The 22,477-nt window shown below is 41.1% G+C and carries 14 protein-coding genes; 11 read left to right on the top strand and 3 right to left on the bottom strand.

What is annotated here, in order from left to right; translation table 11 throughout:
• The first annotated feature begins 31 nt into the window (after window positions 1-31).
• Together P3L47_RS02430 and P3L47_RS02425 are read left to right on the top strand one after the other, a co-directional pair.
• Window positions 32-625, top strand: coding sequence for a rhomboid family intramembrane serine protease (locus P3L47_RS02430; protein WP_122363783.1), 594 nt, complete (start codon window positions 32-34; stop codon window positions 623-625).
• Between the two features lie 107 nt (window positions 626-732).
• A complete protein-coding gene (locus P3L47_RS02425; RefSeq protein ID WP_122363784.1) occupies window positions 733-2,019 on the top strand; it encodes a Gfo/Idh/MocA family protein in 1,287 nt (428 codons plus the stop codon).
• A gap of 128 nt (window positions 2,020-2,147) precedes the next feature.
• Here P3L47_RS02425 and P3L47_RS02420 read toward each other — a convergent pair whose 3' ends face one another.
• Together P3L47_RS02420 and P3L47_RS02415 are read right to left on the bottom strand one after the other, a co-directional pair.
• On the bottom strand, window positions 2,148-4,955 hold the full coding sequence (locus P3L47_RS02420) for a TonB-dependent receptor (protein WP_277782559.1): 2,808 nt from the start codon (window positions 4,953-4,955) through the stop codon (window positions 2,148-2,150).
• A 329-nt stretch (window positions 4,956-5,284) separates the two neighbouring features.
• A complete protein-coding gene (locus P3L47_RS02415; protein ID WP_277782558.1) occupies window positions 5,285-5,839 on the bottom strand; it encodes an RNA polymerase sigma-70 factor in 555 nt (184 codons plus the stop codon).
• Window positions 5,840-5,987: 148 nt separating this feature from the next.
• Here P3L47_RS02415 and P3L47_RS02410 point away from each other — a divergent pair, with 148 nt between their 5' ends.
• The 9 genes from P3L47_RS02410 to P3L47_RS02370 all read left to right on the top strand — a co-directional run bounded on the left by P3L47_RS02410 (window position 5,988) and on the right by P3L47_RS02370 (window position 20,834).
• Window positions 5,988-7,043 (top strand): FecR family protein, encoded by a 1,056-nt coding sequence (locus P3L47_RS02410; protein WP_122363787.1) that lies wholly within the window; start codon window positions 5,988-5,990, stop codon window positions 7,041-7,043.
• 263 nt (window positions 7,044-7,306) lie between these two features.
• Window positions 7,307-10,699, top strand: a complete 3,393-nt coding sequence (locus tag P3L47_RS02405) for a TonB-dependent receptor (protein WP_158585927.1) — start codon at window positions 7,307-7,309, stop codon at window positions 10,697-10,699.
• Between the two features lie 11 nt (window positions 10,700-10,710).
• Window positions 10,711-12,444, top strand: coding sequence for a RagB/SusD family nutrient uptake outer membrane protein (locus tag P3L47_RS02400; protein ID WP_277782557.1), 1,734 nt, complete (start codon window positions 10,711-10,713; stop codon window positions 12,442-12,444).
• A gap of 89 nt (window positions 12,445-12,533) precedes the next feature.
• Window positions 12,534-14,669: a hypothetical protein gene (locus P3L47_RS02395; protein ID WP_277782556.1), complete on the top strand. Its 2,136-nt coding sequence runs from the start codon at window positions 12,534-12,536 to the stop codon at window positions 14,667-14,669.
• A gap of 10 nt (window positions 14,670-14,679) precedes the next feature.
• Complete coding sequence (locus tag P3L47_RS02390; RefSeq protein ID WP_277782555.1) at window positions 14,680-16,077, top strand: sugar porter family MFS transporter; 1,398 nt, start codon at window positions 14,680-14,682, stop codon at window positions 16,075-16,077.
• Between the two features lie 108 nt (window positions 16,078-16,185).
• Entirely contained in the window at window positions 16,186-17,700 is a 1,515-nt protein-coding gene (locus tag P3L47_RS02385) for a Gfo/Idh/MocA family oxidoreductase (protein ID WP_122363800.1), read from the top strand.
• A 21-nt stretch (window positions 17,701-17,721) separates the two neighbouring features.
• Window positions 17,722-18,576 carry a sugar phosphate isomerase/epimerase family protein gene (locus P3L47_RS02380; protein ID WP_122363790.1) on the top strand — a complete coding sequence of 285 codons (855 nt, stop codon included), beginning with the start codon at window positions 17,722-17,724 and terminating at the stop codon, window positions 18,574-18,576.
• Between the two features lie 184 nt (window positions 18,577-18,760).
• A complete protein-coding gene (locus P3L47_RS02375) occupies window positions 18,761-20,356 on the top strand; it encodes a beta-N-acetylhexosaminidase (protein WP_277782554.1) in 1,596 nt (531 codons plus the stop codon).
• A gap of 106 nt (window positions 20,357-20,462) precedes the next feature.
• Window positions 20,463-20,834 carry a Spy/CpxP family protein refolding chaperone gene (locus P3L47_RS02370; RefSeq protein ID WP_122363791.1) on the top strand — a complete coding sequence of 124 codons (372 nt, stop codon included), beginning with the start codon at window positions 20,463-20,465 and terminating at the stop codon, window positions 20,832-20,834.
• A gap of 61 nt (window positions 20,835-20,895) precedes the next feature.
• On the opposite strand, the gene P3L47_RS02365 is transcribed toward P3L47_RS02370, so the two are convergent.
• Window positions 20,896-22,185, bottom strand: a complete 1,290-nt coding sequence (locus tag P3L47_RS02365; RefSeq protein ID WP_122363792.1) for a 3-keto-disaccharide hydrolase — start codon at window positions 22,183-22,185, stop codon at window positions 20,896-20,898.
• Window positions 22,186-22,477 lie beyond the last annotated feature (292 nt).

The following is a 22,477-nucleotide window of genomic DNA, read 5'->3' as shown; positions in this document are numbered from 1 at the left end:
TACATTTGCCGGATATATCAAAAGAAAGAAGATGATCACATATATTATTATCGGTATAACCGTTTTAGTTTCCTGGCTCTGTTTCAATAATGTGGAATTATTCCGTAAACTGGCGCTGATCCCTTACCGGACAGTAAAGAATAATGAGTGGTACCGGTTGATCACTCACGGATTCGTTCATGCCGATATGACACATCTGCTGGTCAATATGTTTACGTTCTGGTCGTTCGGAACTTATATAGAAAAGGTATTCGGTTATCTCGGGTTCGGAGCATGGGGATTCCTCGGACTGTATTTTGGTGGAATGATTTTTGCATCCTTGTATGACCTGATCAAACATCATAATGATCCTTATTATGTGTCCATAGGTGCGTCGGGTGCGGTATCGGCAGTACTGTTTTCTTATATATTGTTCGATCCCTGGAGTAAGATACTGTTATTTGCGATCATTCCTGTACCGGGAATTATTTTTGGAGTAGTTTATCTGGCTTATTGTCAATATATGGCTAAACGTGCAGGGGACAATATCAACCACAATGCCCATTTTTACGGGGCAGTCTATGGTTTTCTGTATCCGGCTTTACTTAATCCTTCCTTGTTAAAAGCCTTTCTGTCGCATTTCTAAATAGTCGTTTTTCTGTACATAATTGTATTCAAGTGTTTGTTTTGTAAGGTATTATTTATAGATTTGTAGAAATATCTCAATTTCTCTAATACCATAAGACAGACACAATGAAAAGAAGAAACTTCATCAGAAGCGGAGCTTTGGCAATTGCCGGCTTCACCATTTTGCCCCGTCACATTTTAGGTGGAACTAATTTTGTTGCTCCCAGCGACCAGATCAATCTCGGTATTATCGGTTGCGGAGCACAAGGACGTTGGACCCTTGGGCCGGAATTTGCCCGTAGGGCCAACCTGATCGCAGCATCCGATTGCGAATCCCGCCAACTGAATGCCATGCAGGCAATTGTTGAAAAAGAAACCGAAAAGGCTAAAGGGCAGGCATATAAAGGATTTAAACTGTATGCCGATTACCATGAATTGCTGAACCGCAGCGATATCGACGGGGTGATCATTGCCACGCCGGACCATTGGCACGCTGTCCAGACCATCGAAGCCTGCCGTGCCGGTAAAGATGTATATGTAGAAAAGCCTATGTCGCACAGTATCGAGGAAGGACGTGCCATGGCAGATGCCGTTGCGAAATATAACCGCGTATTGCAGGTCGGTAACATGCAGCGTTCCTGGCGTAACTTCCGCCATGCCTGCGAGTTGGTCCGTAATGGTTATATCGGTGAGATAAAAGAGGTGAAAGTCTCTATCGGACCTCCTCCTGTAAAATATGACTTGCCGGCACAACCGGTACCTAAGACGCTAAACTGGGATATGTGGATCGGTCCGGCTCCGATGAATGTCTATAATGAGGAACTGGCACCGCCTATGGAGCGGAATATGTTCCCGAACTGGCGTAATTACCGGGAATATGGCGGCGGTATGATCTGCGACTGGGGTGCTCATATGTTTGATATTGCACAATGGGCTTTGGGTATGGACGATTCCGGACCAATCGAATTTACTCCTCCCGATGAAGGCGAACTGAGACCGCTTAGTATGCGTTATGCCAATGGAACCATTATGACACACGAGCCTTTCCGTAAAGCAGACGGAAATGCAGTCCGTTTTATCGGCTCGGACGGTGTGATCGATATCAGCCGTAGCTTCCTGGATACGATTCCGGCAAAACTGCAGGATGAAGTTATTGGTGACGATAAGATCAAACTATATAAGAGCGACGATCATTATAATGATTTCCTGACGGCGATGAAGACCCGTAAGCAGCCGCTCAGTACAGTGGAAATAGGACATCGCACCGCTTCCCTATGCCATATCGTCAACCTCTGTTATGAATTTGACCGTAAACTGGTCTGGAATCCGGAAAAAGAGGAGTTCTTTTTTGACAACGAGGCTAATAAGCGGAGGGGAAATCCGATACGTGAACCGTATAGCCTGAAAGTATAGTATATATAATAATGTATAGGAAGAAGGCTAAAGACTGGTTCCAATATTTGTATTAAGGGACGCAGACTGCGTTTTCTGCGTCATCTGCGTCCCCTAATAGTTTGTGAGCATATCTGTTTTTACGAGTATTAGAATCGTGGAGGAGGTCCGCCCGGTCCGCCATGTCCTCTGCCTCCGGGTCCGCGCATATCGCTGGCAGAAGCTCCGCCTTTAAAGATGCTGAACCTGTAAATAAAGTGAACCATAAAGTAACTGCTCAGTGTGTTGTATTCCGAGTATTGGGTATAATTGGCGGTTACACTTTGGGAAATATTACTACGCTGTTGCAGGATGTCATATATCTTGAAACGCAATGTCGCCTGATTTCCTTTCAGGAAAGATTTGGATGCTGATGCGTTCCACAGCACTTCTTTCTGTTGGTATCCGGTAGCATAACCGGAGTTGGATGACCAGGTGATATCGCTTTCAATCTTGAAATCAAGCGGAAGGTAAATGGTCGTTGTCCCGCCGACTCCGTAGTTGAAAGTATTTTGATCATTCTGGTTTTGCAGGGAGTTATTCGTACTTCTGTAGCGTATGTTCCCATTTACTCCCAGGTCGATATAGTCGGAACGGAAATCGATGCCGGCACGCTCCATGGCTGTGAAATCCTTGTTTACATTCTTCTCATCGTTGATGAAACCGTTTGAATTGGCGAACGAAGCCATTGTCATGGAGTTGACCGAGAATTTCTTATTCTTCAACGGCGTATTGAACATGACACGTACATTGCCATTGTAGTTTCCGTTCACATTCTCATAAGTCGTCATCTTTTTACCTGTTTCACCGACATAGATGGATTTGGTAACGATATCGTTCACCACATAATTGGCATTCAACATCACCATGAAAGCTGTCTGTTTATCCGGTATAAACTTTTGGTAACGGGCAAACAAGTTATTGGAATAGGTCGGCTTCAGGTCCGGATTACCGGTAACTGTATTCAACGGGTCGGAAATGTCGGCTACCGGCTGCAATTGCGTCATGCTCGGCTGGCTGGTACGACCACGGTAATTGATACGCAGATTGGTTCGTTTATCAAACCGGTAGTTGAAACGGACCATCGGGGAAACATTGACCACATTACGGGTCAGCTTGGAAAGGGTAGAATCACCAACAAAGTTCTCACTTACGCTGTGCGAGGGCTCCAGGTTCATACCGATCGTATAGTCATAATTCTCACGTACAGCCTTGAACGCCAGGCTGGCTTGCTGGTTTATAAAGTTATTACGGTAGCTTTTGCTGTATGCCGTATCCAATACATTATACTCTTCGCTTCCCTCTTCTCTGGTATATGAGTTTTTCAGAGATTCCTGCTTGTTCTGACTGAAGCTGTAAGTCGCTTGAATGAAATTATTGCGACCGATCGGTTCGACCCAGGACAAGTAAACGCGGTAATTGAAGCCTTTGTTGTCATATCTGAATTGTTGGTCGATCAACTCGTTTTGTTCGTTTCCGAGGAAATATTCCGTATTAGAGTAGTTCAGTCCTTTGTTGTAAGAGTCGCTTAATCTTCCGTTTAATGAACCGCTGAAAACACGTCCTTCATCGTTCAGCTTCCGGCTAAATTCCAGGCGGGCGTTGATATTGTATCCTTCCCCGTCGGACAGGTAATCGGATTCCCCGAGATTGACGGTATCTCCCCGGTTGGTCAGCGTGTTGAATGAACCGGACTCCCGGTTGTGGCTATTGCTATAGCTGAAGCTGGGTTGGAAAATGATTTGGGTGGCTGTATCCGGTTTCCACTCCATGCGAAAGTCGGCACCCACATTGTCACTTTTCGTATTGTTATTGTTGATCTCATTATAAACAGTTGAGCTGTCGTTCGGCAGGATATTTGTACGGGTGGTTTTACTGTCTGCTTCATTGTCGGAATGAGAATAGCGTACGTTACCTCCCAAAGTCAGTTTCTTGCTGAACTCTTTGCTGAAGTTCATACCTACATTTCCGGAAGTCGTGATACCGTTTCCGGCTCCTCCGCTTCCCATACGTCCGCCCCGTCGTCCGCCCATACCGGAGAACATGTTGGAAGCAATATCGGAGAATCCCATATTATTCGTATTGTTCAGACCCCCCATCAATGTGAACTGATCATTGTTAATAAAGCGGTTGACCATGAAGTTTCCTTCATATCTGTCTTCACTGCCGTATCCGGCAAAGGCATTCCCGAACCACCCTTGTTTCATCCCGGGCTTTACGGTCAGATTGATCACGGTTTCTTCTTCCCCGTCATCAAATCCGGTCATCCGTGCCATATCACTCAGGCGGTCGAGCACCTGTACCTTCTCAACCATTTTGGATGGCAGGTTTTTAGAGGCCACTTTCGGGTCGTCGGAGAAGAACTCTTTCCCGTCGATCAGGACTTTCTTGATCTCTTTTCCGTTGACGGTGATTTTTCCTTCACTGTCCACTTCCACGCCGGGCATCTTTTTCAACAGGTCTTCCAGTACGGCACCTTCGGTCGTTTTATAAGAGTCGGCATTGTATTCGACGGTATCGTTTCGCATCACGACTTCGGGTGCCTTACCGATGACAACGGCTTCTCCCAGCTGAATCGCTCCGTCACTCAGTGCCAGCTTGCCCAATTTGACCGGATCTGTCTTTCCCGTGATACGTATGGGCTGGTATAAAGGATCGAAACCTACAAAGCTGACATGCAGTAAATAACTGCCGGCCTTGATCCCTTTTAATGTGAAGTTCCCGTTGCGCGAACTGGCCACACCTCCGATCATTGTACTGTCTTTAACATTCAATAAGCGGACTGTGGCCTGTTCGATCGGCTCGTTGTTCCCCTCTTCTATCACTGTACCAGTGACATCAACTCCTCCCCGCTGTGCAACTGCCGGCAACGAAAAAAGAATAAGAAATAAACATAGTAAGTATCTTCCCGATTTCATAACTAATATATTATCTGTCTATAACAAATGCTGCTCCGGACTGGTTTCCGGTACGAGAAGATAGACATCAGGAAAGTGATTAAGTTTAAAAAAATAAGTTGTGATTTCGATTTATTAACTAACCGTGTCTTTCCGAAATATTGTATACCTTTTTGTAAATTTCCTTAGCTGACTTGAATTTGTTGCCGGGATAATCTGTTGCCGACGCCCTCGACAGCTTTGCCGACGCTGTCGACAATTTTGCTGACGTCGTCGACAATATTGCCGACAGTGTCGGCAACAACTTTCCTGCAAAAGAAGATACAATTTTCCTGCTCGTATTAATGATATTATAGAGATAGGAACGAAAGAAGAGGTAGATAATCTTTCAGTTTGACACGAAGAATTTTCAGCGCCTGGCTGATCCTGTATTCAACGGTCTTGATAGAAACGCCAAGTTTATTGGCTATTTGACTATTAGTAAGTTCTCCGAAGCGGCTTAAGGCGAAAGTGTCGCGGTAGGTGTCAGGAAGTTCTTTAATTGCTTTGTTAATGCGTTCTGTCAGTTCATTTATAAAATAGTAATCAGGATCTTCAAACTGATTTTTAAGTTTGTCATAAAGTATTGAATGTATTTTCTCATGATACAAATTCTTTTGAATCGCATTCAGGCACCTGTTTTTAGCAGCAATGAACAAATATGATTTTAGGGATTGGGTAATAATGATATTCTTTCGATTCTCCCATATAAAAAGCATCAGGTCCTGTACGAGCTCTTCGGCATCTTCATCTGATACATATTGGGAAATGTATTCGCATAAAGGAGAATAATACTTGATAAATATTTGTTTATAAGTATCTGTGTTACCTTCTTGTAACTGTCTAACTAATAGGAAATCATTCATTTACTAATATTTATTATGAAGGTTCCGGACAAAGATAATTGATAATTCTAATTTTATTTAGAAAAAAAAGGAATATGTATAAAATTTTTTATGATATTGTTTAGGGTAGAAGAGGGGAGCTTTTGTCGTATATATAGAAAGAGATAAAATGGAAGAACAGAGAAAACATATAGAAGAACCGGATGCTTCATTATTGTTGGCATATATTCGGGAAAAAGCTTCGTCTGAAGAACAAGCTATTGTTGAAGCCTGGTTACAGGATAGAGAAGAGAATGAGCAAACGTTGTTGCAGATAGCTCGTATTTATCATGTGCAATATACACACAGGCGCATTGGGCAACGTGATTCTCTTAAAGCTTTTGAGTTGATGCAAGAGCGAATTAGACGGCGTGTATGGCAGAAAAATATTTATCGTTTTTCTACTGTTGCTGCTTGTATTGCTGTTGGATTCTTTTTGTCTACTCTTCTTTCATGGTGGAATATAACAAATGATGGGACGGGGGTACAAATGGTTACTGTCCGTTCAAATCCGGGTATGCGTACCAGTTGTAACTTGCCGGATGGGACAGTGGCTTATTTGAATTCCGGATCTACGCTAGTTTATCCGGTTCCGTATGATAAAGATAAAAGAGCAGTAACATTGGATGGAGAAGGTTATTTTAAAGTAACACATGATTCAGAAAAACCCTTTATCGTGAGTGTTGCCGATGGTAAAATGAAAGTGATAGTACTGGGTACTGAGTTTAACTTACAGGCATATCGGGAAGAAGGAGTAATAGAGACAACCTTGGTTTCTGGAAAAGTGAATATTGAAGCAAAAAAAGAAAATGGAACTGTGGTGAGACAAGAATTGTCTCCTTCAATAAAAGCTACATATAGTCTTTCTACCTGTAAGATGAATATGGAGTCTGTTAATACCGCATATGAAACAGCCTGGATAGAAGGAAAATTAATGTTTTATAATTCTCCTTTACCTGAGGTATTACGCGATTTATCTTATTTCTATAATGTGAAATTCGAAGTGAAGGATCCTATGATTAAATCTTATTATTTTACCGGGACATTCATCGATAAACAATTGTCACAAATATTGGATTACCTGAAAATCTCATCGGGAATAGATTATAAGATCAGGCAGATCACCGGAGATGACAGCCAAGGTGTTAATCATACAGTGGTGGAATTAACCAATAAGCGGAAGTAGAAGTGTAATATAATAATGTATAATCATAAAAAACAGAAAGCCTATGGAATAGAACGATTATTGCAGACCTTCTTATTGAAAAACATACGGAAACATGTTACCAGCATCTTCCCGTATGAAATATTCGATAGCCGGTCTATAAACAGACTAAGGAATTTATTTTTTAATCTTAAATCATTTACAAAAGTATGGTAAAGAATTATTATATCCAACAGGATAGGGAAATTTGTATCCTGAATTTAGTACCTAAAATAACAAGAACCATGAAGTTAACCTGTTTATTGTTATGCTTGTCTATTGGTATGGCACTTGCCTCACAGTCCTATGCGCAAACGACTAAAATATCCGTTCTGGGGACAGAAAGGACTGTTGCAGAGGTTTTGGAAGAGATTGAACAGCAAACCGATTTTCAATTTTTTTATAATAACAAAATCGTAGATGTCAACCGAAAAGTTTCTATCGATGTACGGAATGAAGATGTGTTTGTTATATTGAGCCGTTTGTTCAAAGAATCGAATGTTCGGTATAAAGTGATAGATAAGGATGTAATCCTTACAACTATCGATGTGGTCGGGGCTGACCAGGTAGGTAAAAAAGTTAGCGGTAAAGTGACCGATCATTTGGGAGATCCCGTTATAGGTGTGAATGTTGTTGAAAAAGGAACGACGAACGGGACAACTACTGATGTGAATGGCGCTTATTCTTTGATGCTGACCAGTGATAATGCAGTTCTTCAGTTTTCTTATATCGGATATACGACAAGGGAAATTGCGGTGGAAGGAAAATCGGATGTTTCTGTTTCGTTGCAGGAAGATAGCCAAGCATTGGAAGAGGTGGTAGTGGTTGGTTATGGAACCACCAAGAAGGTGAACCTGACCGGGGCTGTTGCTCAAATTGATAATAAAACAATGGAAAACCGCTCTGTAACGAACATAGGCAAAGCTTTGCAAGGAGTAGTCGGAAACTTGAATATGACAGTTTCCGGGAATGGTGGAGCTCCCGGCTCGACGATGGATTATAATGTTCGTGGTACAACGAGTCTTTCCGGAGGATCTCCTTTGTTTATCGTAGACGGAGTTCCGGCGGATAATATCAACAACATCAATCCTGCAGATGTGGAAACACTGACAGTTTTGAAAGATGCGGCTTCTGCAGCTATTTACGGTGCGCGCGCAGCTTATGGTGTTATTTTGGTAACAACTAAAAAGGGGGCTAAAAATGAAAAAGTGACAGTCTCCTATAATAATGTAATAGGCTATAATCATGCAACATGTATCCCCAATCAGGTCAACTCGCTCGATTTTGCCAATGCGTATAACATAGCATCACTAAATTCAGGTCAGTCTCCGATGTTCAGTGAAGAACATATTGGGCGCATTAAAGCTTATATGGCAGATCCGGAACATTATCCGTCAAACATACCGAATCCGAATAATACGGATTACTGGTCGTATGCTACGTTGGATAATGATAATGTAGATTGGTTTAGGGCATTCTTTAAACCGGGATCATGGAATCATAAACATGATTTGAGTGTAAGAGGTGGTACGGAGAAATCCAATTATTATGTAGGTGCTGGCTATTATAAGGAGAATGGATTGCTACGATATGGAAAGGATCGTTTCGAACGCTTTAACCTGACGAGTAATTTACATTTTGAACCCTATAAATGGTTGCGTGGAGATATCAGAGTTAAATTCAGCCGAGATAAAAACAATACAGTTTCAGAGGCTTATAACGGAGATATAGGTAACTGGGTACATTTGGCAACAACCAGATATCCGAACTGGTCTTTGAAAGATCCGAACGGGCATTGGGCTTCCACATCCCATATTTACAAACAAATAGATGGGGGGCGTACGTTAGACAATACCAATGTCTTTAGTGCAACAGGTGCTTTGGAAGCAGAACCAATTAAAGGGTGGAAGATAAATGTAGATTATACTTACCGGAATACAGCAAGGAAAGAGTCTACTCATGATAAAGCGGTAATTTGGGAATATACGGTTTCCGAACTTCCGGTAATGGCCCCAAACCATGATGCTTTTTCTACTTTGCAAGCTCAAACTGATTATAGTTCATTTAATGCTTATACTTCTTATGAACATTTGTTTGGCGATCATTTTATGTCGGTTATGGTTGGTCAACAATTGGAGTTAAGCAAATATGATTATTTGACTGCTATGCGTCGTAATTTGATAAATCAGGATATTCCTTCTTTATCGACAGCGATCGGTGAACAGACAAATTCCCAGACAATGACGCATTGGGCTAATATGGGTACTTTTATCCGGGCCAATTATAACTATAAGGAAAAATACCTGATCGAGTTTAATGCCCGTTATGATGGTTCCTCTAAATTCCAACGTGGCGACCGTTTTGGATTTTTTCCGTCGGTTTCCGTCGGTTATAATATAGCCAGGGAAAACTTTTGGACAATCGAACATATTGTGAACTCGTTGAAATTGCGAGCTTCTTATGGATCGTTAGGTAATCAGAATGTAGGTGATTATTTGTATCTGAGTACTGTGAATGTAGGTAATAATTATGGTTATCTGATAGACGGTGTACGTCCGAACTATCTGGATGCGCCGGGCTTGGTCAGCCGTAATCTGACTTGGGAAACAGTTTCTACCATTGATGTCGGCGTTGATGCATCCTTCTTATCGAATCAGCTAAATTTATCGTTTGACTGGTATCGTCGTACGACAACAGATATGTTTGGTCCTGCCAATGCTTTACCTGCAGTATTGGGTGCCAGTGTACCACAAGAAAATAATGCAGATTTACGTACTTCTGGTTTTGAATTGAATTTGGGCTGGAGAGATCAGATAGGAAGTGATTTTTCTTATAATGTGAATTTAGTTTTATCAGACTATATCTCCAAAGTTACAACTTACAATAATCCTACAAAGATTCTGTCAACCTATTATGAAGGGCAGACGATCGGAGAAATCTGGGGATATAAGACCGCTGGTATCATACAGACGGAAGAACAGTTGAAAAAGATACCCGATCAGTCGTATATCTATGGGAACTGGACGATTGGAGATGTGGAATACAAGGATTTGAATAATGATGGAAAAATAGATAAAGGTAAAAATACAAAGGATGACCATGGAGATCTGGCTGTTATAGGAAATACAACTCCTCGTTTTAGTTATGGTATTTCTTTAGGAGCGCAGTGGAAAGGTTTTGATTTGAACATTTTCCTGCAAGGGGTAGGAAAACGTGATTTTTGTCCTCCAACAGGTGGTAATAGTGGAGTTTTCTTTTGGGGATTCACAGGTGGATTTGGTTCAAATATGTATGAAGAAACATCTGATTTTTGGACTCCTGAAAATACAGGCGCTTATTATCCGAAGCCCTACAATTCTTCAGAAGTATATAAAAACCAACAGCCGCAAACTCGTTATTTGCAGAATGCAGCTTATTTACGCTTGAAGAACTTCCAGCTGGGTTATACAATTCCGCAAACGATTATGTCGAAGATCGGTTTGCAGCGTATCCGTATGTTTGTCAGTGGAGAGAATTTGTTTACGATCACTTCTTTACAGAAAAACTTTGATCCCGAACTTTTGAACGGAAGTTGGGGAGCCGGAAAGGTTTACCCTTTGACGAAAACATTCTCTTTTGGTTTTAATGTTGATTTTTAAATTGAATTGTTATGAAAAAATATAGCTTATTTATTGTACTGTTAGGACTGCTCATTACATCTTGTGAAGATTTTCTTGACCGGGACCCGCTGGACAAGATAACAGATCAGCAGATGACATTTTCGGCAAAGGAAATGGAACTTTATGCCAATAAGTATTATGGAAACTTTCCGGTATTAGGGGGCGCGGATTACGGACCCTATGAGAGAGATAATGCCTCAGATAACTTGGTTTCCGGGTCGTATATTTTTGATGCACAAATATCCGGAACGATTACAGTTCCTTCTTCCGGAGGCGGATGGGACTGGACAATGCTCAGAGGACTGAATTTCTTTATTGATAACTACCATAAATCGCAGGATCCTATTTCTGAAACGGCTCCTTATATTGGTGAGATTTATTTTTGGCGTGCCTGGTTTTATTATGATAAATTGAAACAGTTTGGTGATCTTCCCTGGATTGGAAAAGCTCTGTATGCAGATTCGGAAGAATTGTTCGATGCTAGAGTTTCGCGAACGGTAATAGCAGATTCTATTATTGCAGATCTGGATAAGGCAATCAGTCTTTTGCCGGAAAAGAGTGTGGCTACTTCCGGGCGAATTCATAAAGATGTGGCTTTGTTGTTTCAGAGTCGTGTAGCTTTATATGAAGGTACATGGGAAAAATATCATAACGGAACGGCTTTTGGCGTTGCAAATGCGGATCCGGATCGTTTTTTCCGGGTTGCGGCTAATGCTGCACGGGCTGTGATAGATAAGGATGTTTATGCAATAGAACCGGTAGGAGGAGATAAAAGTAAAGGTTATTGGAGCTTGTTTAACCAGACAGACTTATCTACTAATAAAGAGGTTTTACTTTGGAAAAAATATGATATGGGATTAGGAGTCTATAATAACAGTCAAAGTATTTGGGGCGTAAGTGATAATAATACTGGAGTTTCCAAGTACATGGTGGAAGCTTATCTCTGTTCAGATGGTAAGCCTATCAGTATCAGTCCTCTTTACCAAGGAGACGATCTGGTGGAGAAAGAGGTACAGGATAGAGATCCCCGTTTAAGACAAACGATTTATCAGAAGGGGGATCCTCGCGTGATAGTGAACGGACAGGTGAGTGGTTCTTTTACTGTACCGGATATGACCTATGATTCCCGTTTGAGAAATACCACCGGCTATCAGTTATATAAGGGATGTGATCCAGCAGCTGTACATGAAGGCGGGTATATTACCGCAAGTATTATTTTCCGATATGCGGAGGTTTTGTGTAATTATGCAGAAGCCAAGGCTGAGTTAGGTGAATGTAGTCAGAATGATTTGGATATTTCGGTGAACCAGTTGCGTGACCGGGTAGACATGCCTCATATGACAGTTAATGTCGGTTTTGTTGATCCGAAGTGGGATTTCCCGGAACTAAGCCCGCTATTGAATGAAATACGTCGTGAGAGGCGGGTTGAATTTGCTTGCGAAGGATATCGCTTCGATGATTTAATGAGATGGGCGGCTGCTGATTTGATTAAACGTCCTATGTTAGGAGCGAAGATGAAACAATTTGCAGATATTAAAGATCAGTTTAAACCGGTTCTCGATCCAAGTGCAATACCTGTGAATGATGCAGGTTACATTGCTCCTCATTGGAATAGTCCGGCAAAGAATGGCTGGCAGTTTGATGAAAAGAAAAATTGGTTGAAGCCGTTACCTTCAAATGAATTAGTTCTAAACTCAAATTTGGAACAAAATCCGGGATATTGATATTCAATAAAATATATAAAGGGGGATTTTTATATATATCCTCCTTTATATTCGTGACATTTTTTCTCAAATAGTAATATATGAAAAATATGAATTTAAAATTATTATGGTTTTGGGGGCTTTTTCTTTTGTTATGTGGCTGTGTAGAAAAGAAAACGGTATATTTTTGTGGTAGTGAGCAGAGTGAAGTATTTCAGTTGCTTAAAGACGAGGGATTCAAACTGGAAACGTTTGACTCTCCGGAGGCAATGATAGAAAAAGCGACCAATGGTTCAGCTGCTGTTATCATTTGTGATACTTATCCGGTGTCTCCTCTTAAAATAACACAAGAAACATACAAATTGGCACAACAGAAGAAGATCAGGGTTTATCTGGAATATCCGGATCTGTTGCCGGATATGCATATTGAAAAAGAAACTTTTCATGCATCTTTGGAACGTGGAGTGATTACCTGTGATAAACTGGAGAACCTGAAACCAATGGATATTATAGGGATTAATGATTGTTATACCCGTGTGGCAAAGGTGGATGATCCCTTGATTGTGCTGGCCCGTGTCGCAGGTTTTGATCAGGCTGAATATGGAATAGAAGATGTAGAGAGCTATCCATTATTATGTGAGAGAGAGAATATGTTGATCGCATTTACGAAACTCAGTAATTTTCGGACAGGTCGTTACGAACCTCTTGCCTCCTGGCAATCTATATGGAAATATATCATTTCATTTGTAACGGATGATTCAGATTTTACCTTTTTAACAGAGTGGCCTTCTGATGTAAAACCGACTTATAGTAAAGGGCTATCTCTTCCGACCGATGCAGGAAAGAATATGATAAGCAGAGGTCTGGAATGGTTTTTCAATGGTCGTTTCTTCATTGATTCGTCATGGAAAGAACTACAATTGGAACGGCAGGGAGATGGATTAATGCCTGTAGCCCGTGCACTTCCGACTGATAGTAAAGTCGGAAATGGTACAATGGGGATTCTTGAAGGTCATGCCTCCAATATCTATTATGATGGGGAACAAGATTTTCGGTATTGGCTCAGGGCTGATGTGCAGGGAGAAGTAGCGTTTGCTCTTGCTTCCGGTGGAAAGTTGTTGAATAATCCAACTTATGAAGAGGTTTCAAAAAATTTGATGGAGTATGTTTTGAAAAATTCAGCATTTAGAGCTGGGAAAAGGATAGACCCTTTTAGTCCGGTTTATGGATTGATTGGTTGGTCCGATACTCATCCTTATGTTTTTTATGCAGATGACAATGCCCGTTTGGTACTTGGATTGATCGGTGCTTCAGCTTTTATGGATTACGATCGGTGGAATAAGGAAATTGTAGAGAATATACTGGCTAATTTCCGCTTAAGTAATGTAAATGGTTTTTTCGGTAATGGTGGTCGCTTGGAGGAATCTCAGGTTATGGAAAAGGGATGGCGATATTATGCAAAACGTCCTGAACTCGTGAATCCTCATCCTCATTTTGAGTCTTGGATGTGGGCCTGTTATTTATGGCTTTATGACAAAACAGGCTATCAGCCGCTGTTAGAAAAAGCAGAAAAAGCTATCAGGCTTACAATGGAAAACTATCCGGATGGTTGGAAGTGGACAAATGGAATCCAGCAGGAACGAGCACGAATGATACTGCCGTTGGCCTGGTTAGTACGGGTAAAGGATACTCCGGAGCATAGGGAGTGGCTGGATCGGGTAGTAAGTCGTTTGCTGGAGAATCAACAGGCATCAGGTGCGATCAGGGAAGAGTTAGGAAATAGTAGTACAGGTACCTTTGGAAAAGCTAAATCTAATAAGGAGTATGGTGTAACAGAAGCTCCGCTTATATCACATAATGGTGATCCGGTGGCGGATATGTTATATACTTCAAATTTTGCTTTTTTTTCGTTGAATGAAGCTGCAAGAGCGACAGGTAATTCTCAATATAAAAAAGCTGTAGAAAAATTGTCGGATTTTTTGATCCGTATTCAGGTAAAGAGTGACAGGTATGCTCATTTAGATGGAGCCTGGTATCGTGCTTTCGATTATGACCGGTGGGATTATTGGGCCTCAAATGCTGATCATGGTTGGGGGGCATGGTCTACTTTGACCGGTTGGATTCAGAGTTGGATTATTGGTACGCAGGTATTGATTGAGGATGATACCAGTTTTTGGGATAAAACAAAAGATGTTGCAGTGAAATCTTATATGGATGAAGTGCTACAAACAATGTTCGAAAACTAATAAAGTGAGTATGAAAACGAAAATAAATTTTGGTTATCTTATTTTTCTTTCTGTGGTAGCAGCTTTGGGTGGTTTCCTGTTTGGATATGACACAGCTGTTATTTCCGGGACGATTGCTCAAGTCACCCACTTGTTTCAGTTGGACTCGCTGCAACAAGGATGGTATGTCGGATGCGCACTTGTTGGTTCGATTGTCGGAGTTCTTATGGCTGGTATATTGAGTGATATGACGGGAAGGAAACGAACAATGATTTTTTCTGCCATTTTGTTTTCAGCCTCTGCTATTGGTTGTGCGTTCAGCACAGATTTTAATCAACTGGTCGTTTATCGCATCATTGGCGGTGTTGGCATTGGCATAGTATCTGTTGTCTCTCCTCTTTATATTTCGGAAGTATCTGTCGCAGCATATCGTGGGCGGTTGGTATCACTTTATCAAGTTGCAATTACAGTCGGTTTTTTAGGTGCATATCTTACTAATTACATTTTATTACAGTTTGGGAAAGGTGATATTTCTTTAATGGCATCATGGTTAAACCGTCTGTTTATAACGGAAGTTTGGCGGGGAATGTTGGGTATGGAAACTTTTCCGGCTTTGTTTTTTCTTGTGATTATTTTCTTTATACCTGAAAGCCCTCGTTGGCTACTTTTGAAAAGGAGGGAAGCGGAAGCTTTTTCAGTTTTTTCTGAAATCTATCGTGATGGGGGAGATGTTAAGGCGCAGTTGAATGAAACATTATCTGTTATCCGGTGTGAATCAAAATCCGAATGGGCTCTGTTGTTTAAGCCGGAAATCCTAAAGATTGTGATGATAGGTATCTGTATTGCTATTTTGGGACAGTTTATGGGAGTGAATGCTGTTCTTTATTATGGACCATCGATTTTTGAAAGTGCGGGCCTTTCCAGTGGAGATTCTCTTTTTTCTCAGGTACTGGTCGGACTTGTTAATATGCTGACATCTATTCTCGCACTGATAATAATAGATCGGGTTGGGCGAAAAAAAATGGTGTATTATGGAGTGTCAGGAATGATTGTATCCTTGTTGCTTATCGGTGGTTATTTTATATTGAATAGATCAATCTCTATATCCAGCCTTTTTTTATTGGTATTTTTCTTGTGTTATATTTTTTGTTGTGCGATCTCTATTTGTGCTGTGGTATGGGTGCTTCTGTCGGAAATGTATCCTGCGAAAATCAGAGGACTAGGCATGTCTATCGCTGGTTTTGCCTTGTGGGTAGGAACTTATTTAATAGGGCAACTTACACCTTGGATGCTCTTGACTTTGACACCGGCGGGAACATTTTTCCTGTTTGCGGTCATGTGTGTTCCTTACATATTAATAATATGGAAATTAATTCCGGAAACAACCGGTAAATCATTGGAAGAAATAGAACAAAACTGGATAAAGTGAAAAAATATGCTACGTGGTAAGACGGGATAGTGATTATCGTAGTAGTTTGGCTAGTTTTAGAATTAACAAAATCGGTATTAGTTGCTGATTTATATTGTAGTAATAGTTATGAAAAATATTTCAAGAAGAAATTTTTTGAAGACAAGTGCTGTTATGGCAGCAGGTCTTACCATTATTCCAGGTTCTGTATTAGGCAGAACTTACGGACATATTGCCCCGAGTGATAAATTGAATATAGCTGGTATTGGTGTCGGTGGTATGGGACGCCGTAATCTGGCAAATATGAATACGGAAAATATTGTTGCACTCTGTGATGTTGATTGGCATTATGCCGATAAGACTTTTAAGGATTATCCAAATGCAAAACGCTTTAAAGATTGGCGTGTGATGTTTGACGAGATCGGAAAGTCGATTGATGCTATCATGGTTGCAACTCCAGATCATACGCACGCCGGTGTAACAGCTCATGCCATAACATTGGGTAAACATTGTTATACACAAAAACCGCTTACTCATTCTGTTTACGAGTCACGTTTACTTACCAAGCTGGCTAAGAAATATAAGGTGGCTACACAGATGGGAAACCAGGGTAATTCATTTGATTGGTGTCGTCAGATTACGGAGTGGATACAAGCAGGTGCTATCGGTGAAGTGTATGAAGTCCATTGCTGGACTGATCGTCCGATTTGGCCACAGGGATTGATACAACCCAAGGATGCTGCCAAATGTCCGAAGACTTTGGATTGGGATTTATTCATTGGGCCGGCACAGAAACGCCCATATAATCCGGTTTACACCCCTTGGAACTGGCGTGGCTGGTGGGACTTTGGAACAGGAGCGTTAGGAGATATGGCCTGTCATATCATGGATCCGTTGTATTGGGCACTTGAGCTTAAATATCCGACCAGCGTTATCGGTAGTTCTACATTGAGTAATTTGTACTCTCCTCCCCATGCTCAGGTTGTTACTTATACTTTCCCGGAGCGTCCGGCAAGAGGAAATGTAAAAATGCCGGAAGTAAAAGTTTACTGGTATGATGGAGGGTTGATGCCGCCTCGCCCGGAAGAGCTGAAAGACGGACAAATGATGGGTGATGAAAACGGAGGTATTATCTTTATCGGTACGAAAGGTAAAATCATGACAGGCTGTTACGGGATGAATCCGACTTTATTACCTGTCTCCGATATGGAACATTTTAATCAACCTAAACCTACTATTGCCAGGATTAAAGGTGGTAATGGAGATATTTGGTCGACAAATGCCCACGAACAGGATTGGATACGTGCATGTAAAGAATCTCCTGAAAACCGAACGGAAGCTTCTTCCAACTTTCAGTTTTCCGGTCCGTTCAATGAAATGGTTGTGATGGGAGTCCTGGCTGTACGGTTATCTGGATTGCAAGGATTACACCGTGGATTGCAATGGGACGGAGAGAATATGCGCTTTACCAATATCTCTTCTACAGACAAAATAAAGATCGTTACGGTAGATGATTTCAATGTAATAGACGGTGATCCTCGTTTCGACCGCCGCTTTGCTGAATTTAATGCAGCAGAAATGGCAAACGAATGGATCAGGCACACTTATAGCAATGGTTTTTCCTTACCGGATATGCCTAAATAATTCGAGAAAAATAAGTCAATCATGAAAAAGCGATTATTCAATATGTTATTGTTTCTAGTTTGTGGTTTATTCTTCATTTCCGTGCAAGCACAGACTAAAGCAGAAAAAAACGGCTGGCGTTTGGGGATGCAATCGTATAGTTTTCATCTGTTCTCATTGGCAGAAGCATTCGATAAAACACAGGAATTAGGTTTGAAATATATAGAAGTATATCCTGGGCACAAGTTGGGAGGTAAGTGGGGTGACCTGGTGTTCGACTTTGATTTGGATACCCAAACTCAAAGGGAGTTGAAAGAACTGGCCGCTTCTAAAGGAATAAAAATTGTTGGAACCGGCGTATATGTTGCTGAAAAATCCTCCGACTGGGAAAAAATGTTTCGTTTTGCTAGAGCGATGGAAATGGAGTTTATAACCTGTGAACCGGCACTCGACGACTGGGATTTGGTAGAAAAATTGTCGAAACAGTACGACATTAACATATCAGTACATAATCATCCTCAACCATCTGATTACTGGAAACCAGAGAATTTATTACAGGCTATCTCTTTCCGTAGCCGTTCACTCGGTTCGTGTGCCGATGTTGGACATTGGCGCAGGGAAGGACTTGATCAGACAGAATGTCTGAAAAAACTGAGTGGGCGCATTATATCCCTTCATTTTAAAGATATAGCAATAAAAAAGGTTGGAGAAGAGGGGCAGCACGATGTGATCTGGGGGACAGGTATACTTGATGTTAAAGGCATGTTGAAGGAACTGAAGGCGCAAGGTTTCAAAGGGATATTCTCGATTGAATATGAATATAACTGGGAAAATTCTATTTCTGATATAAGGGAATGCATAACTTATTTCAATAAGGTAACAAATGAGATATTTTAGTATTTAAGGAATTGTTTAATCGTTTGTACTTTATGATGAATTGTAAAAACTGGAATGTTTATTTGACATTCCGGTTTTTCGTTTTTGAGTATCTGTATTAATATTTTATCTTTGTAAAATTGTTGAATAAAGAATTTTATTCTGAAGGTGCGATTAATTATTATCCAGTATTAAATTTAATTCTATGAAAACAAACTTGTTAATCTCATTGTTTTTAGTGCTTCTTTGTGCCTGCCAGGCTCCACCCGTTGAAGAGTATGCGGTTATTCCGCAACCTCAGGAAATCAGTTACACACCGGGCTTTTTCAAGATGGGGGGAGATCCGGCTATTTCTTATTCCGGTGATTTGAACAATGAAGCTCAATTGTTACAAGCGGTTCTTTCCTCTGACTTTTCTGTGGAAGCAACCCTTAAAGATTCAGGGAAAGGAGACATTAACCTGATGCTCGATCCGACAGTTTTGCCGGATAAACCGGAAGGTTACCAGCTGGAAGTTACTTCCGGTAAAATAAATATCAAGGCTAATTCTTCTGCCGGTATACTGAATGGTGTACAAACACTGCGTCAAATTATTAAAGAGAAAGACGGAAAATATCTGGTTCAGAGAGCTGAAGTTACTGACTATCCGGCTTTTTCATGGCGTGCTTTTATGTTGGATGAAGGACGCTATTTTAAAGGGAAAGAAGTCGTGAAAGATCTGCTGGATGAAATGGCTGGGTTGAAAATGAATGTTTTCCATTGGCATCTTACCAACGATCAGGGATGGAGAATTGAAATTAAGAAATACCCGAAACTGACGGAGATCGGTGCTTTCCGCGATTCTTCGGAAATTAATCATTTTGGAAGTGATGTGTATGATGGAAAGCCGCATGGAGGCTTCTATACGCAGGAAGATATAAAGGAAATCGTTGATTATGCGACTAAACGGCATATCACGATTGTACCGGAAGTCAGCATGCCGGGACATGCCAGTGCCACTATTGCTTCTTATCCCTGGTTGGGTACAAGTGGTAAACAGATCAAAGTCCCAGGTAAGTTTGGTGTGCATTATGACGTTTTGAATGTTTCCGATCCCCGTGTGATGGAGTTTTTGGATGATGTGACGAATGAGGTTATCGCTTTGTTCCCTAGTCCGGTATTTCATATCGGTGGCGATGAAGTAAAATATAACCAATGGAAAGAATCTCCTGCTATACGTAGTTATATGGCTAAGAAAGGTTTGAAAACGCCTGCGGAACTACAGATCTATTTTACGAATGAAGTTTCAAATATGCTTGCGGCGAAAGGTAAGAAAATGATGGGATGGAACGAAATTACAGGAGATAAATTGCATGAATATCAGTCTGCCGAAGATACGAAAGATGTTGATCAACAGCTTGCTAAAGGTACTATCGTTCACTTCTGGAAAGGGGATCCCGAACTTATCAAGAAAGCGATCGACAAAGGATATGACATTGTAAATTCTTATCATATATATACTTATATCGATTATGATTATAAATCGATCCCATTATCCAAGGCTTATTCATTCAATCCGATCCCCGAAGGATTATCTCCAGAAGAACAGGGTAAGGTGTTGGGACTGGGTTGCCAGATGTGGGGTGAATTTATTCCGACAGTCGAAAGTATGAATCAGAAAATTTATCCGCGTATTGCTGCCTATGCTGAAACCGGATGGACGGGGACGGAGAAGAAAGATTTCAACCGATTCTTGAATTCTCTCAGTCATTTTGTCAATAAATGGACGGCCGAAGGACTGGTGATCGGACCGGTTGAATAAAAAAATATTTTTCAAAGTGATTAAACTATTTCCATGTAACAAAGTCTATTATATCGAAGCGCTTCACAAACAGTTAAATATTAATTTAAGTAATAAGTAGTAGTTTATGAAGAAGGTAATAGGATTGTTTTTGGTTATCCTGATTAGTACGGCAACAGTTTTTGCACAGGGCGGTGATCGCCAGGGAAAGAAGGGAGATCCTTCCAAACGTAGTGAGAAAATGATCGAAGAATTGAAACTCGATGATAAACAAGCAGCTGAATATCGTAAGGTGGAAGCTGACTTTAGAGAGCAGATGAAGAAAGAACGTGAATCTGTCAAAGAAGACCGTGAAAAGATGCGGGAAAAAATGACAGCTATGCGTACTGAAAAAGATGCTCAGATAAAGAAGATTCTGACAGACGAACAGTACAAACAATATCAGGAGAAACAGAAAAAAGCGGATAGCCCTCGTAAAAAGGGACATGGACGTAGATGATAAAAATAAAAAATCCCCGGCAGAATATTCTGTCGGGGATTTTTGTGTTTATTAGTATGGATTATAACGTTTTCAGTTTCAGGTTGCGCCATAGCACTTTGATGCCACCGCCATCATGGATTTGTAAAGCGATGCGACCTTGTCCGGCACCGATTTTCTCATCGTTGATGTTTACCATTTCTTCGCCGTTCAACCAGGTTTGTACGTTATCGCCCTGCACTTTGATGCGCATGGTATTCCAGTCACCTTCTTTCAGGATAGTTTCTTTTTCATCCGGAATTTGGACTAACCATCCGCGTCCGTATGATTCATAGATACCACCGGTATCGTGTCCTTTAGGAGCGACTTCAACTTGCCATCCGTTGACTTTTACATCTTCTTCAATGAAAGAACGGATAAATACACCGGAGTTACCGTCTGCTTCCTGTTTGAATTCAACAGTCAGGTCAAAATCATCATAATAATCGCGTGTTGCCAGGTAGCCATATTTCTTATCCGGACCGCTTTCGCAGATCAGCAAACCGTCTTTTACATACCATAATTCAGTTCCGTATGCTTCCCAACCTTTCAGGTCGACTCCATTGAAAAGGTTTACTTCTTTGCTTTTGCGCGGAAGTTCTTTGATCTTTATATTACGGAAAGAGGCAGGATAACCATGGTCCTGCAAACAAAGAACACCTTTTTTAGCTAAACCATATTCAGGAGCGTTTGCCCATTTTCCGCTGTTTTTCTTTTCATACCAATCGTCGGTCCATGCTTCGAATTCCAAAATCTTCTGACCATTCAGCCAATGTTCTACATGACCATTATCAAATACAATTTTAGAATTGTTCCATTCGCCCTGCGGATTAACTTTCATTTTAGATTTGTCTGGCAAATGCATAGCGTAGTCTACGCCCAGTTTTTGCCATTCTTCCAGTGGTTCCGGGAAATTAGGTTCGTCGATCAACTGATATTCCGGACCGGTGACATAAGGCACAGCGAACTGAGGACGTTCTACAACGTGGTAAAGCATACCGCTGTTACCTCCCTTTGATAGTTTCCAGTCCCATGACAATTCAAAGTTTTCATACTGTTTATCGGTTACAATATAACCGCTGGCATCGCTGCCGTCACCTTTTGCCTGGATACATCCGTCAACGACATGCCATGGCTGTGTGAGGGTTGTTCCATTGTAATCTTTCCACCCATCGAGTGTTTTTCCGTCGAAAAGGAGTTGCCATCCACCGGCCACTTCTTCGGGAGTAAGTGTGTTTTGTTCTGCACCTGCGCAAGAGGTAAACAGAGCTAATGATACTGCACAAGAGGCTAACAAACTTGTTGCAGCTACTCTTTTCACTACTGATTCCATTTTAGAATTAAGTTTTAATTGATAATGATATGGGACAAAGATAGGAAAACATCTTATGCAAAATCTTTAAAAAATGTATTGAAATCCGATTCACATCTCAAACAGTTTACCTTTCGATAGCTGTGGTAAGATATTTCGATAGCTGTCGAAAGGCTTTCCCATAGCTATCGAAAGGCCTTCCCACAGCTGTCGAAAGGCAAACCGTTTGGAATATAAATACACAATGAACGGCATCCTTGTTCTTCTTCCTGCCTATGGATTGTACCGATTTGGACTTAGCAACAGAATGAGC

It is taken from the genome of Parabacteroides chongii, assembly GCF_029581355.1.
GTDB lineage: Bacteria > Bacteroidota > Bacteroidia > Bacteroidales > Tannerellaceae > Parabacteroides > Parabacteroides chongii.
The sequence above is the reverse complement of the archived record's forward strand: the minus strand, read 5'-3'. Positions and strand labels throughout refer to the sequence as shown.

Coding starts and splice junctions, on each gene's coding strand:
- P3L47_RS02385 (WP_122363800.1), top strand. CDS start 16,186: ATGAAAAATATTTCAAGAAGAAATTTTTTGAAGACAAGTGCTGTTATG.
- P3L47_RS02425 (WP_122363784.1), top strand. CDS start 733: ATGAAAAGAAGAAACTTCATCAGAAGCGGAGCTTTGGCAATTGCCGGC.
- P3L47_RS02420 (WP_277782559.1), bottom strand. CDS start 4,955: ATGAAATCGGGAAGATACTTACTATGTTTATTTCTTATTCTTTTTTCG.
- P3L47_RS02380 (WP_122363790.1), top strand. CDS start 17,722: ATGAAAAAGCGATTATTCAATATGTTATTGTTTCTAGTTTGTGGTTTA.
- P3L47_RS02410 (WP_122363787.1), top strand. CDS start 5,988: ATGGAAGAACAGAGAAAACATATAGAAGAACCGGATGCTTCATTATTG.
- P3L47_RS02415 (WP_277782558.1), bottom strand. CDS start 5,839: ATGAATGATTTCCTATTAGTTAGACAGTTACAAGAAGGTAACACAGAT.
- P3L47_RS02370 (WP_122363791.1), top strand. CDS start 20,463: ATGAAGAAGGTAATAGGATTGTTTTTGGTTATCCTGATTAGTACGGCA.
- P3L47_RS02405 (WP_158585927.1), top strand. CDS start 7,307: ATGAAGTTAACCTGTTTATTGTTATGCTTGTCTATTGGTATGGCACTT.
- P3L47_RS02395 (WP_277782556.1), top strand. CDS start 12,534: ATGAATTTAAAATTATTATGGTTTTGGGGGCTTTTTCTTTTGTTATGT.
- P3L47_RS02365 (WP_122363792.1), bottom strand. CDS start 22,185: ATGGAATCAGTAGTGAAAAGAGTAGCTGCAACAAGTTTGTTAGCCTCT.
- P3L47_RS02375 (WP_277782554.1), top strand. CDS start 18,761: ATGAAAACAAACTTGTTAATCTCATTGTTTTTAGTGCTTCTTTGTGCC.
- P3L47_RS02400 (WP_277782557.1), top strand. CDS start 10,711: ATGAAAAAATATAGCTTATTTATTGTACTGTTAGGACTGCTCATTACA.
- P3L47_RS02390 (WP_277782555.1), top strand. CDS start 14,680: ATGAAAACGAAAATAAATTTTGGTTATCTTATTTTTCTTTCTGTGGTA.
- P3L47_RS02430 (WP_122363783.1), top strand. CDS start 32: ATGATCACATATATTATTATCGGTATAACCGTTTTAGTTTCCTGGCTC.